Source organism: Flavivirga eckloniae, assembly GCF_002886045.1.
Lineage (GTDB): Bacteria > Bacteroidota > Bacteroidia > Flavobacteriales > Flavobacteriaceae > Flavivirga > Flavivirga eckloniae.
The window spans coordinates 3,173,026-3,187,669 of the sequence record NZ_CP025791.1 but is presented as its reverse complement, the minus strand read 5'-3'; the positions used below and the strand labels follow the sequence as shown (position 1 = coordinate 3,187,669).

9 protein-coding genes are annotated in these 14,644 nt (G+C 32.6%); 7 read left to right on the top strand and 2 right to left on the bottom strand.

Going from position 1 to position 14,644, the window contains the following annotated elements; all coding sequences use genetic code 11:
* Positions 1 to 456 precede the first annotated feature (456 nt).
* The gene (locus C1H87_RS13205; RefSeq protein WP_102756267.1) at positions 457 to 1,065 is read right to left on the bottom strand and encodes a superoxide dismutase; all 609 of its coding nucleotides are present in this window, start codon (positions 1,063 to 1,065) and stop codon (positions 457 to 459) included.
* 126 nt (positions 1,066 to 1,191) lie between these two features.
* Between C1H87_RS13205 and C1H87_RS13200 the strand changes: the two genes are divergently transcribed.
* From C1H87_RS13200 to C1H87_RS13180, 5 genes are all read left to right on the top strand, one after another.
* A complete protein-coding gene (locus C1H87_RS13200) occupies positions 1,192 to 4,332 on the top strand; it encodes a UvrD-helicase domain-containing protein (protein ID WP_102756266.1) in 3,141 nt (1,046 codons plus the stop codon).
* A 249-nt stretch (positions 4,333 to 4,581) separates the two neighbouring features.
* Complete coding sequence (locus C1H87_RS13195; RefSeq protein ID WP_102756265.1) at positions 4,582 to 5,961, top strand: OmpA family protein; 1,380 nt, start codon at positions 4,582 to 4,584, stop codon at positions 5,959 to 5,961.
* Between the two features lie 166 nt (positions 5,962 to 6,127).
* Complete coding sequence (locus C1H87_RS13190) at positions 6,128 to 8,887, top strand: PD-(D/E)XK nuclease family protein (protein ID WP_102756264.1); 2,760 nt, start codon at positions 6,128 to 6,130, stop codon at positions 8,885 to 8,887.
* Between the two features lies 1 nt (position 8,888).
* Entirely contained in the window at positions 8,889 to 9,734 is an 846-nt protein-coding gene (locus C1H87_RS13185; protein WP_102756263.1) for an alpha/beta hydrolase family protein, read from the top strand.
* Positions 9,735 to 9,851: 117 nt separating this feature from the next.
* A complete protein-coding gene (locus C1H87_RS13180; RefSeq protein WP_102756262.1) occupies positions 9,852 to 10,457 on the top strand; it encodes a hypothetical protein in 606 nt (201 codons plus the stop codon).
* A gap of 151 nt (positions 10,458 to 10,608) precedes the next feature.
* Here the strand turns inward: C1H87_RS13180 and C1H87_RS13175 are convergent, their stop codons facing one another.
* Entirely contained in the window at positions 10,609 to 11,856 is a 1,248-nt protein-coding gene (locus C1H87_RS13175; RefSeq protein ID WP_102758263.1) for an NAD(P)/FAD-dependent oxidoreductase, read from the bottom strand.
* A 107-nt stretch (positions 11,857 to 11,963) separates the two neighbouring features.
* Between C1H87_RS13175 and C1H87_RS13170 the strand changes: the two genes are divergently transcribed.
* Both C1H87_RS13170 and C1H87_RS13165 read left to right on the top strand, forming a co-directional pair.
* Positions 11,964 to 13,499, top strand: a complete 1,536-nt coding sequence (locus tag C1H87_RS13170; RefSeq protein WP_102756261.1) for an HAL/PAL/TAL family ammonia-lyase — start codon at positions 11,964 to 11,966, stop codon at positions 13,497 to 13,499.
* Positions 13,499 to 14,635, top strand: coding sequence for a WG repeat-containing protein (locus tag C1H87_RS13165; protein ID WP_102756260.1), 1,137 nt, complete (start codon positions 13,499 to 13,501; stop codon positions 14,633 to 14,635). The genes C1H87_RS13170 and C1H87_RS13165 overlap by 1 nt, the downstream gene beginning before the upstream one ends.
* Positions 14,636 to 14,644 lie beyond the last annotated feature (9 nt).

Genomic DNA, 14,644 nt, shown 5'->3' with positions numbered 1-14,644 from the left:
GGAATTAGGTTAACATGTCACTTTTAGTAACATATTATGTTTTACAATGGGAAATATAACTCTGCAATTTCATACCATATGGTCAATTGCCATGCAGAGTCATATCACTAGTTGTTAGTCACCCTTTATTAAAATTTTTAAACGTGATCCAATCCTTTTAAAGCGAATGGGATTGAGCTTAGGAAATTGATTTTTCATAGGTTAAGTTTTTAGTTTCAAGCTAATCTTTATATTTCTAATTACAGATTTAGACACACAAAGAACTGTTTAAGTTGTTTACACAATTTTTACGATACAAAATTCATTATTAAATTTATTTTAAAATACCCTGTTTTCAGTGAAATTTGCTTATTGAAATATTTAATTTAGAATGGCTTACCAAAATTGAGCATAAAAAAAACGCCTAGTAAAAAATTACTAGGCGTTTTTTTATATTTATTGTTTTATAGCAAATCTCTATTTTGCTGCTGCGTAACGTTTCTCAACTTCGTTCCAATTAACTACATTAAAAAAGGCATTAATGTAATCTGGACGTCTATTTTGGTAATTTAAATAATAGGCATGTTCCCAAACATCAAGAGCCAAAATTGGTGTACCTCCGCAACCAACGCTAGGCATTAATGGGTTGTCCTGGTTTGGTGTTGAGCATATTTCAACTTTACCACCTTTGTGTACACATAACCAAGCCCATCCAGAGCCAAAACGAGTTGCAGCAGCTTTACTAAATGCAGCAATAAATTCGTCTTTAGATCCAAACTCAGCTTCGATAGCATCTTTTAATTCACCCGATAAGTATCCTCTGTCTTCTGGGTTCATGACATCCCAAAATAATGAGTGGTTGTAAAAACCTCCCCCATTGTTTCTCACTGCTCCGTTATCCATATCTAAATTTTCAAGTATATCTTCAATAGACTTTCCTTCTAAATCTGTTCCGGCAATAGCATTATTTAAATTGTTTGTATATCCTTGATGATGTTTAGAATGGTGTATCTCCATTGTGCGAGCATCAATATGAGGTTCTAACGCATCATACGCATATCCTAATTTCGGTAATTCGAAAGCCATAGTTTTTAGTTTTAGTAATATTAATATTTAATTTCTTTCAAAATTACACATAAAACAATTCAATTAAAAATAATAAATTGTTATGAAACCATTGATAGTTTTTATCTTGTATGCAAATTCCAATTCATGAATAGAAACCATTCTTTTACCATTTATAACGCTTCGGCCGGCAGCGGAAAAACGTTTACACTCGTAAAAGAATACTTGAAAATTTTATTTCAATCCAATAATTCAGAACATTTTAAACGCATCTTGGCTATTACCTTTACAAATAAGGCTGTTGCCGAAATGAAAGATCGAATTGTTGAAACGCTTAAACAGTTTTCCAATAAAGCTATATTAAACACCCCTAATAGTATGTTTAAGGCTATTTGCGAGGAGCTGCAAATGGATCCAAGCACACTTTATAATAAATCGGAAAAACTATTAAACACCATTATACACAATTATGCGGCGTTTGATATTTCGACTATCGATGGCTTTACGCATAAACTTATTAGAACTTTCGCTTACGATTTAAGGTTGCCTTTAAATTTTGAAGTTGAACTGGATCAAGATGCCTTGTTGAGCGAAGCGGTTAATAGTTTGATTGAAAAGGCAGGAAGCGATAATGCCCTTACTAAAGTGCTTATAGATTTTGCTCTTGAAAAAACCGATGACGACAAAAGTTGGGACGTGTCTTTCGATTTTAACAAAATTGCAAAGCTATTGGTTAATGAAAACGATATTCCTTTTATTGAAACGTTAAAGGATAAAACTTTAGATGATTTTAAAGTACTTAAAGAGCAATTAAGAAAGGATCTTGAAACGGTAGAAGGTAATATTATTAAAAAGGCACAAAACACGTTGACCTTATTTGAAGAAGCTGGTTTAGAGTTTAACGATTTTTCTGGAAGCTATTTACCTAAGCATTTTAAAAATTTAGCCGACAAGAAATTTGATCTCAACTTTGAAGCCAAATGGCAAGAAAATCTAGAAACCAAAACATTATATCCTAAACGCGTAACCGATACCATAGCTTCTATTATAGAAGAAATTCAACCACAGATTGCCACCAGTTTTCTGGAAACCAAACAAATGGTCTTTCATCTTAAATTCTTAAAAGCCTTTTATAAAAATATAACCCCACTTTCTGTCTTAAATGCTATCAACAAGGAATTAAAAGCTATTAAAGAGGAACAGAACAAAATGCTTATTTCGGAATTCAACACTATTATTAGTAAAGAAATAAGAGATCAGCCCACACCTTTTATTTATGAGCGCATTGGTGAGAAGTTTAATCATTATTTTATTGATGAGTTTCAGGACACCTCGGTTATGCAATGGGAAAATTTAATTCCGCTTTTAGGGAACTCCCTATCTACCGAAACAGGAAATGCCATGTTGGTAGGTGATGCTAAACAGGCTATTTATCGTTGGCGTGGCGGAAAAGCAGAACAGTTTATAGGATTGTTTAATGATAAAAATCCATTCCATATTGAAAAACATGTTGAAAACCTTCCAACGAATTACAGAAGTTTTAAAGGCATAGTAAATTTTAATAATGGCTTTTTTAAGTATCTATCTCATCAGGCTTTTGGCAAAAAGGATTATAGCGACCTTTACGAGCATGCACATCAAAATACATTTTTAGAAGATTCTGGCTACGTTGAACTGTCTTTTTTAGATATTAATGCAGACGACGACAGGGATGAGCTGTTTTCTATAAACGTTTTAAATACTATTAATACGTGTTTAAACAATGGCTTTAGACTGGAAGATATTTGTGTTCTGGTACGTAAGAAAAAGGAAGGTGTTACGATTGCAAATTATTTGAGTCAACATCATATTCCTATTATCTCTTCTGAAACCTTATTAATTAGCAATTCGCCAGAGGTTGAATTTATTAATAATGTTTTAGCACTCTTAATCCAACCCAAAAACAATGAAATAAAGGTTGACCTTTTAAACTATTTAACCTCTCTTTTTAATATTGAAGATAAACACGAATTCTTTTCAAAATATATAAATTTATCGGTATACGATCTATTTAAAAGTTTTGAAACATACAGCATATTTTTAAACAGCGACCTATTATTACAACTACCGCTATACGATTTGGCAGAAACTATTGTACGTGATTTTAACTTGGTTACATCATCCAACGCATACATCCAGTTTTATTTGGATATTGTTTTAGACTTTTCGCAAAAAAAGGGATCGGATATTTCGGGGTTTTTAGAGTATTTCGACAAGAAAAAAGAAAGTCTGAGCATTGTGTCTCCTAAAGGTCAAAACGCTGTTCAAATAATGACTATTCACAAATCTAAAGGTTTAGAGTTTCCCGTTGTTATTTTTCCATACGCAGACTTAGATATTTATAGAGAACTAGAACCAAAAGAATGGTTTGAAATAGATAAAGACAAATACGCCGGCTTTACGCATACTCTATTAAACTACAATAAAGATTTTGAATACTACGGAAACGAAGGACAACGTATTTATACAAATCATCAATCTGAACTGGAGTTAGATAATATCAATCTTTTATATGTAACCCTAACCCGTGCCGTAGAACAGTTGTATATTATTTCAAAAAAAGACATATCTTCAAAAGGGGTCTCTAATAACAAAAGATATTCAGGCTTATTTATAAACTATTTGCAACATTTAGACCTTTGGAACGATTCCCAAACAACATATGTTTTTGGTGATCCTAAAAAAACCAGTGAAAGGACAACCATTACAAAACAAGCTAATATTCAGCAGGAATTTATTTCAACCTCAAAAGAAACACATAATATAAAGGTCGTAACTAAATCCGGCCTTCTATGGGATACCAATCAACAAGAAGCTATTGAAAAAGGAAATCTTATTCACGATATAATGTCTCAAATTAAAACAAAGGACGATATCGACTCTGCCTTAAATGATTTTGCAAAGGCTGCCTTAATTACAGAACATCAAACAAACAGGTTAAAGCAAACAATTGTTAAGATTGTTAATCATCCTAAACTCGAAAACTATTATACCTCAAATTTTACCATTTATAACGAACGAGACATTATTTCCAAAGAAGGGATAATTTTAAGACCAGACAGATTGGTTATAAATTCTAAGAATGAAGCTGTGATTATTGATTATAAAACCGGTCTGGAAGATAAAAAACACTGGCAACAATTACAATCCTATCAGGATGTTTTGGAAGAGATGACCATAACTGTTAATAAGAAGATTTTAGTCTATATAAATGAAGTAGTTACAATAAAAGAGACCAAAATTCAATAAAATACCGTTTATCGTATAAGAAAGAGAGGATGCGTATACAACATTTTAGTTGTTCGTTAAAAGGTGTATCTAATCAAGGCTATTATTACTATTGCTTAAATGGGCGTCACTTTAAAGATTATGTAAAATCGTTCTGAACAATCGATGAACAAACGAAATGTACTATTTTTTTATATATTTGTCTTTGTTAATAAATTTTAACAACTTACATTTGTTTACAATTAACACTTAAAAATTAAACTTTTGAATATGAAAAATCTTAGCAGATTATTGTTCGCTATGTTGCTTGTACTTGTTTGTAGCAACGCTAATGCGCAAGACAAAAACAACCCGTGGCAGATCAACATTGGGGTTAATGCAGTTGATGCTTATCCTTCTGGTGACGGTGCTCCTTTTAGTGAAACTATTTTTAGTAAATTCGTTGACACAGACAACTGGAACGTTTTGCCATCTTTATCGACTATCACTGTATCTAAATATATAGGTGATGGTTTCTCTTTTGGAATTGGTGGATCTCTAAATAAAATAGAAAACTGGGGTGAAGATCCAACAACTGGAGAAGCTCTTCCTGTAGATGACCTTTCTTACTATGCTGCTGATGGTACTATTAAGTACAACGTTGGTGAAGCTTTAGATTGGAAAACTTTCGAGCCTTTTTTAGGTGTTGGAGGTGGTTACACTTGGATTGATGAAGTTGGTGCTGGAACTTTAAACGGTACTTTAGGTGTAAACCTTTGGTTTAGCGAAAATATTGGTTTAACTATTCAATCTTCTTACAAACATGCTTTTGAAGATTATTTAAATACACATTTCCAACACTCAGTTGGTATCGCTATTAAATTTGGTGGTGCTGATGCTGATGATGATGGAATCTACGACAAAGATGATGCTTGTCCAGATGTTCCTGGTTTAGAAGCTTTCAATGGTTGTCCTGATACTGATGCTGATGGTATTGAAGATAGCAAAGATTCTTGTCCTAACGAAGCTGGTTTAGCTGAACTTAACGGTTGTCCAGATTCTGACGGTGATGGTATCGCTGATAAAGATGATAAGTGTCCTACTGTTGCAGGATTAAAATCTTTAGGTGGTTGTCCAGATGCTGACGGTGACGGTGTAACTGATGCAGAAGATAAATGTCCTAACACTCCAGGTGCTGCTGCTAATAACGGTTGTCCTTGGCCAGATACTGATGGTGACGGTGTATTAGACAAAGATGATAAATGTCCAGATGTTGTTGGTACTGTTGCTAACAATGGTTGTCCAGAAGTAACTGAAGAAGTTCAAAAAACTTTAAATGAGTACGCTAAAACAATCTTATTCGATACTGGAAGATCTACTATCAAATCTCAGTCTGAAAGTGTATTAGAAGATATCATTAAAATCTTAAACGAGTATCCAACTGCTACATTTACAGTAGAAGGGCATACAGATAGTATTGGTAGAGAATCTACTAACCAAAAATTATCTGAAGCTAGAGCTAACTCTGTAAAAGATTACTTAATATCTCATGGTGTTGATACTTCTAGATTATCTGCTATCGGTTATGGTGAGTCTAAACCAATCGATACTAACAAATCTAGATCTGGTAGAGCTAACAACAGAAGAGTTGAGATCAACCTTGTAAAATAAGAAACTATTAATTAGTTTTTAAAATAAGTTTTATAAAAACGCTTCGGATATCCGAAGCGTTTTTTATTTTTATGTACTCACCATTAAATCTTAAAATGATTTACGCAGATGGTTTCTTTTTTAATTATTTCAACTTAGCTATGCACGATTTTAAAACTAAATTGGTATGACAACTTTTATTTTTGATGTTCTAAAAGATCTTCAAAATAACAATGAAAACCTTTCAGAACTAACCTTTGTTCTACCAAGTAAACGAGCTGGGCTATTTTTAAAACATCAGCTCTCTAAAGTTGCTAAGAAAACTATCTTCTCTCCTAAAATAATTAGTATTGAAGAATTTGTAGAAGATCTATCCCTGCTTAAAAGTATATCGAATACAGAGCTTCTTTTTGAGTTTTACAACACCTATGTTAAATTAACCAATAGCAATGAAGCAGATAGTTTCGAATCGTTTTCAAAATGGGCTCAAATATTGCTTCAGGACTTTAATGAAATAGACCGGTATCTTATACCTCAAAAGAATATTTTTGATTACTTAAGTGCCATACAAGACTTAAACCACTGGTCGTTAGAAAATAACCAAACCGACTTTGTTAAAAACTACTTATCCTTTTGGAACAAACTTATTAATTACTACACCCAATTCACCGAACAGCTTATAAATAAAAAAATAGGGTATCAGGGCTTAATTTACAGAGAAGCTGCTAAAAACTTGCCCTCTTACATTAAAAATAACCCTGAAAAGCAACATGTCTTTTTAGGATTTAATGCTCTAAACACTTCCGAAATAACGATTATTCAAGAGTTACTTAAAAACAACTTAGCTAAAACATATTGGGATATTGATAGTGTCTTTATTAACAACCAAAAACACGATGCCGCTTTATTTACCAGACAGCATAAAACTAATTGGTCTTTTTTTAAAAACAACCCTTTTAACTGGATTACCACTAATTATTCGAAAGAAAAAAATATTTCGGTTTTTGGAGTTCCAAAAAATATAGGTCAGGCAAAATATATTGGTACGCTTTTAAACAGTTTACAGAAAAATAATCAATCATTACAAAATACGGCAGTTGTTTTAGGCGATGAAGACTTACTTATTCCCGTATTAAACTCGCTTCCCACAACTATCGAAGCGCTTAATATTACGATGGGGTTCCCTTTAAAATCTATCCCCATAGCCTCGCTTTTCGAATCCTTGTTTCATTTACATAAAACACCTTCAAACATATTATACTATAAAGATGTTATAACTATTATATCACACCAATTTATAAGACCGCTGTTATATGTTAAAGACGTTGATTATGCAACGAAAATAATTGAGACTATTGATGCTAATAATTTAGTCTACCTTACCACAGAACGCTTAAAACAGTTAGCAACTAATTGTAACGATGTTATCGATCTGTTGTTTTCGAATTGGAACAAATCTGTTGATACAGCTTTAAAAAATTGTAACCAACTAATATTACATATCAAAAACTTTTTAGACGGTAACAAAGCATCTAACTTATTATCCTTGGAGTATTTGTTTCGTTTTAACGAACTGTTTAATGAATTATCGCGTTTAAACACAGCCTATCATCATATAAAAGACATCTCAACACTATATAGTGTCTATAAAGAGCTATTGAGCTCTGAAACCCTCGATTTTCAAGGAGAACCTTTACAGGGGCTTCAAATTATGGGTATGTTGGAATCTCGCGTTTTAGATTTCGAAACAGTTATTATATCATCTGTTAACGAAGGGATACTTCCATCTGGAAAAACGAACAATTCATTTATTCCTTTTGATGTTAAAATAGAAAACAACCTGCCTACTTATAAAGAAAAAGATGCTGTTTATACCTATCACTTTTACAGACTCTTACAACGAGCTAAAAACGTGTATATTCTTTACAATACCGAAGCAGATGTTTTAACCGGTGGCGAAAAAAGCAGATTTATAACACAATTAGAACTGGAAGAAATACACGACATAAATCATCAAATTATCGCACCCCATGTTCCTATAATTAAAACCACACCAAACGTTATAGATAAAACGCCCTCGATTATAAATGAGTTAAAAACTGTGGCTCAAAAAGGGCTTTCTCCATCATCGTTAACTAATTATATACGAAACCCTATAGATTTTTACTACCAGAAAGTATTAAAAATAAAAGAGCACGACAATGTAGAAGAAACCGTAGCGGCAAACACGTTAGGAACTGTGGTGCACAACACACTGGAAGACTTTTATAAGCCGTTAGTTGGCACGTTTATATCTGTAGAACGTATTAAAAAACTAAAAACCCGTATTGTAAAAACGGTAACACATCATTTTACGGATGTTTATAAAGAAGGGGATATAACTAAAGGCAAAAACTTAATAATTTTTGAAATTGCCAAACGCTATGTCTCAAACTTTTTAGATTTAGAAATTGAAAACCTAAAAGCTGGCAATCAAATAAAAATAATAGCCATTGAAGCGGATAACCGTGTTGTAATCGATATCCCAGAACTGGGTTTTCCTGTTACCATTACAGGTAAGGTTGATCGCGTTGACGAATGTAACGGTATTACTAGAATTATAGATTACAAAACTGGTCGTGTAGAACAAAGCAGTGTTGAAATTGTAGACTGGGAAGCCATTACAACAGATTACTCCAAATACAGCAAAAGCTTTCAAGTACTTACTTATGCCTATATGATGCAGCTATCGAATAAGATTCAACTTCCAGTTGAAGCCGGTATCATATCTTTTAAAAACCTGAATAAAGGTTTTTTAAAATTCTCCAAAAAAGATAAAGCCGGTGCCTATGCAAAAAAAGATGCCTTGATTACCCAAGAAACAATTAATAACTTTAGTAAAGAATTAAAACAGCTTATTTTAGAAATTTGCGACCCCAACATTCCATTCACCGAAAAAGAAGTATAAAATGATTAGCAAAAAAAATAGTGTTATTGATGGCAAACATGAAAAACCCATTTTAATCGATGTTACGTATACATCCAATAATATTAATAAACCTATAATCATATTTTGTCATGGGTACAAAGGGTTTAAGGACTGGGGTTCCTGGAATTTAATGGCAAATGCATTTGCCGAAGCGGGATTTTGCTTTATAAAGTTCAACTTTTCATACAATGGCGGTACTATTGAGCAGCCTATAGACTTTCCTGATTTGGAAGCTTTTGGCAATAATAATTATACCAAAGAATTGGACGATTTAGAATCTGTAATCGACTGGGTTTTTAAAAGCAATGATATAAAAAGCATTGGCGATATAAATAACCTTAGCCTTATTGGGCACAGTCGTGGCGGCGGAATCGTTTTAATAAAGGCAGAAGAAGATCCGCGTGTTAAAAACGTGATAAGCCTAGCGAGTATTTGTGACTTTGGAAAAAGAACGGCAACAATTGGCGATTTAGAATCGTGGAAAAAAGATGGCGTAAAATATGTACTCAACGGCAGAACAAAGCAACAAATGCCGCATTATTATCAATTTTATGAGAATTATATAAAAAACGAAGAACGCTTAACCATAAAAAGAGCCGTATCTAATTTACAAATCCCCTATTTAATAGTTCATGGTGATGCAGATACTAGTATATCCATTCAAGAAGCCGAAAAGCTTCACGAATGGAATCCAAAAAGTCAATTAAAAATCGTAGAAGGTGCCAATCATGTTTTTGGAGCGTCGCATCCTTGGAAAAAAGATATTTTACCAATACATTTACAAAAAGTTATACAAATAACCTTATCCTTTTTGGAAGAATTTTAATGCTATAATTCACCTCTAAATAATATGCTAACCAAAACTCAATCAGAGTATTTATATACATTAAGAAACAATTTCTATTTATACTATTAATCAATTCAAATCCTTAAATTTTAATTTATGAAAAAACAATTAACAATTATTTTAATTCTATTTTGTACATGCCTAACCTACTCTCAAAAGGTAAAAGTAAAAGAAGGATCTTTTAAAAATTTAAAAGATATTACAGAGTATAGCCTGCAATTTGAATATTCAAATTTAAAAATCCCAAAGTACGATTCTGAAGAAGAATTCCTTAAAGATAAAATGAAAAAGAGAGAAGACAAGGAAGCTGGTACAGGAGAAAAATTCAAAGCGTCTTGGTTTGCTGATAGAGAAGATAGATATGAGCCAAAATTTATAGAATCTTTTAATAAAAGATTTGAAGACGGTGAGGTAAAAGTGGATAAAGGCAATGATGCAAAATACACTTTGCTTATAAAGACTACTATGATGTATGCTGGCTATAATGTTGGTATAGTAAGACAAAATTCAAAAATAGAAGCAACCCTTGTTGTATTTGAAACTAAAACTCCTGATGCTATTTTATTTTCAGCAGATTATACTAAAGTAGAAGGATTTGGAGCTATGGGTAATGACTATAATTCCGGATACCGTATCTCTGAAGCTTATGCAAAACTAGCTAAAGAATTTGCTAAAAACCTGAAGAAAAAAGCACTAAAATAGTTTATTGCTCGAAAAATTAATATTAAAACGAGGGTGTTTAAAAAGTAATTTGTTTTGTCATTCAGAGCGCAGCGAAGAATCTTATTAATCTAAAAATTAATAGATTGATCCCTCCCGCGGGCAAGTACATTTCATTTAGAATGGCACTTTTTTAAACACCCTCGTTTTCTTTTTCCATAGCAATAATGCGAGCAACAGTCTTAACCAATCTATGATGGTTTTTAACAAAAGGATTGGTTTCATCCCATACATAACCAGCTAAAACGGCACATATTTGTTTTTTAATTTCAGGATTCTCTGGTTTGTGGAAAAATATTTCTTGAAGGTTTCCTGTATACCATTCCTTTACATAAGTAGCAAAAACGTTAACACCTTTTTTAATATAATCTGAATACTCTACCTCCCAATCAACTTCAGTATTCTGTAATTCTTTTGCTATTAATTTTGCTGCAAGCAAAGCAGATTCAGTCGCAAACGTAACACCAGAAGAAAACACAGGATCTAAAAATTCGGCACTATTACCTGTAAGTACATATCCCTTGCCATAAAGCTGCTTCACAGATTTAGAATAATTTTTTATTTCAACCGGATTGAATAAAAAATCAACACCATCAAATCTATCGCTATAATAATCCGAAAGTTTTAGCATTTTTGCTAACTTTTCAGTCGGCGTTCCCTCAAAAGATTCTATAAATTCTGTTGGTCCAACATAACCAATACTCGTTGTATCGTCAGAAAAAGGAATAACCCACAACCACACTCGCAGATCTATAACATCAAATGTTATACGCGAACCTTCCCACCCTTCAGGGCGTTTTATATCTTTTACATGTGTAAATATTGAAGACTGGTCAAGAAGTTCTGATGGTTTTTCTAAATTTAAAAGTCGTGGTAAAACCCTACCATAACCACTCGAGTCAATAATATGTTTTGCTTTAACCGTATAACTTTGCCCTTCCTCATTTTTAATAGTTGTTATAGAAGTGCCATCCTCATCAATAACAACATCAATCACTTCATGTTCAAAAGCAATATCTACACCTCTTTTTATAAGTTCATTTGCAAGAACATTATCAAAATCCGCTCTCGGCACTTGCCAAGTCCAATCCCAACCTTGAGTGTGCTTTTTACTAAAATCAAAATTACACACTTCTTCTCCTCTAATAAATCGCGCACCTTCCTTAACTTCAAAATCGCATGCCTTTAAACTATCTAACAACCCAACTTCTTCAAAATGATCCATACATCTCGGCAATAAGCTTTCTCCAATAACAAACCTTGGAAATTTGCTTTTTTCTATAATCTTTACCTTACAGTTTTTATCATATAAATATGACGCCGAAACGCATCCAGATGGCCCTGCCCCTATAATTAATACGTCAATGTTTTCTTCGCTCATATTCTTTTTAGTTGGTGTCATTTATTATTCTAAATTTGCATTCCAAAATAACTATTTTATCTTTAGTTATTAAAATATTATTTTTAAATTTTACCAACACAGTCTAGATGTTAAAACTTAATGGAACTTTAGGTATTGAAGAATTTTACAAAATCATTTTTGAAAACAACCCTATCGAAATTGATAATACAGTTTTCGAAACTATTGAAAATAGTTTTAATTTTTTAAAAACGTTTTCAGAAAACAAAACCATTTATGGTGTTAACACGGGCTTTGGCCCTATGGCACAATACAAAATAGATGATGTAGATCGTATAAAACTACAGTACAATTTAATTAGAAGCCATGCTTCTGGTACAGGAAACATTATTGCTCCTCAGTACGTAAAAGCAGCCATGTTAGCGCGATTAAATACATTATCTTTAGGCAACTCTGGGGTACATAAATCGGTAATAGAATTAATGACCACTTTAATTAACAGAGATATTATTCCATTAATTTATGAGCATGGAGGGGTTGGTGCAAGTGGTGATTTAGTACAATTAGCACATTTAGCGCTTGTTTTAATTGGAGAAGGCGAGGTTTTTTATAAAAATGAACTAAGGCCCACTAAAGAAGTTTTTGAAATCGAGAACCTAAAACCTATTACAGTTGCTTTAAGGGAAGGGCTGGCTTTAATGAATGGTACTTCTGTAATGACTGGTATTGGTATTGTAAACACTATAAATACAAGACGATTACTTAACTGGGTTGTTTTGTGCTCTTCTGCAATCAATGAAATTGTGCAAGCATACGACGATCACTTATCCTTTGAGTTAAACCAAACGAAAAAACACAAAGGACAGCGAGAAGTAGCTAAACAAATGAGGTCGTATTTAAGCGACAGCAAGCTAACCAGAAAACGCGAAGAGTTTTTATATAATAAAAATCCTGAGGTTACTGTTTTTGAAGAAAAAGTACAAGAATATTATTCTTTACGATGTGTTCCTCAAATATTAGGACCTGTATTAGATACTTTAAATAATATAGAAAGAATATTAATTGAAGAGATTAATTCTGCAAACGATAATCCTATTGTAAATGTAGAGGAACAACATGTATATCATGGCGGAAACTTCCATGGCGACTATGTTTCGCTAGAAATGGATAAATTAAAATTAGTTGTTACCAAAATGAGTATGCTTGCAGAGCGTCAACTTAACTATTTGTTAAACCCTAATCTGAATAATATTCTTCCTGCATTTGTAAATTTGGGTAAATTAGGATTAAATTTTGGTATGCAAGGTGTTCAGTTTACAGCCACATCTACTACAGCCGAAAATCAAATGTTGTCTAACCCAATGTATGTGCATAGTATCCCCAACAACAATGACAATCAAGATATTGTAAGCATGGGAACCAATGCAGCCTTAATTACAAAAAAGGTTATTGAAAATGCCTTTGAAGTTGTCGCCATTGAAATGATAACCATTGTACAGGCTATTGAATATCTTAAAAAACAAGATGAAATATCTACAAAGACTAAAAGAATGTATGATGTTGTAAGGAATTTAGTTCCTATCTTTACAGAAGACATAGTTATGTATCCTTATGTGAATAAGGTTAAAGACTTTATTATGAATCATGAAAACAACATAGTATAATGAAACTTTATTACACTTTAATTTTTGCATTTATTTTAAATCTAACATGTGTTAATGCACAAGAATTAGCGCTTGTTAGAGACAACGATCTTTTTGGTTATATTAATACATCTGGAGAATACGTTATTCAACCTCAATTTGAAAAAGCAGGAAATTTCCATGAAGGGTATGCTGCTGCTTTAAACAACAAAAAATGGGGTTTAATTGATACCTCTGGCAAATGGGTTCTTGCCCCTGAGTTTGAAAAAGTAAAAAACTTTAATTCCGGTTACGTGCTAGTACTTCAAAATGATCAATGGAACTACATCAATGCTTCAGGAGAAAAGTTAAGTACTCCGGTAACAGAAAAATATTATGATTTTAATGATGGTGTTGCTTTTCTAAGAAAAGCTAAAAAAACTGGACTTATGGGAACCGATGGAAAGGTTATATTAGAACCAACCTACGATGTCATTAAACCATTTGTTAACGGTTACGCCAGAGTACGTAAAGGAGATTATTGGGGTATGATCGACAAAAAAGGTAAGGTTTTTATTCCTACAGAATACGCTGAAATAGGGAGCTATAATAAACGCGGTGTTTGGGCAAAAAAAGGTGAAACTTTTGGTGTTGTTAGCAATAATAAATTTAACACAACAGTTAGAATTGATAAAATCTGGGATTTTAATGATCATTCTGAATTAACTTATGCTAGACGCGATAAAAAAATCGGATTTATAAACAATTCTGGTGAATGGGTCATTGAACCTACATATGAGAAAGTCAGAGCATTTAGAAATGGGTTAGCTCCTGTTTTTAAAAATAAATTATGGGGTTATATTAATGAAAAAGGAGAGGTAGTAATCCCAATCATCTATAAAGATGCTGAAGTCTTCTCAGCAGATGGCTTAGCTCCTGTAAAAGAGAAAAAATTATGGGGATTTATCGATAAATCTGGAAAAATTGTAATCCCCGCAGAATACCAAATCACAGCTGGCGGACTATCCTTATTTAGTAAAAATGTTATTAAGGGATTTTATAAGGGATTAGCACGCGTAAAAAAAGGTAAACAATGGGGTTTTATAAATAAAAAAGGGGAAACATTAGGAGGTAAATGGTTTCAAAATGCTGAACTTTTTTCAAAAGCTAAACCTTAATATCATTAT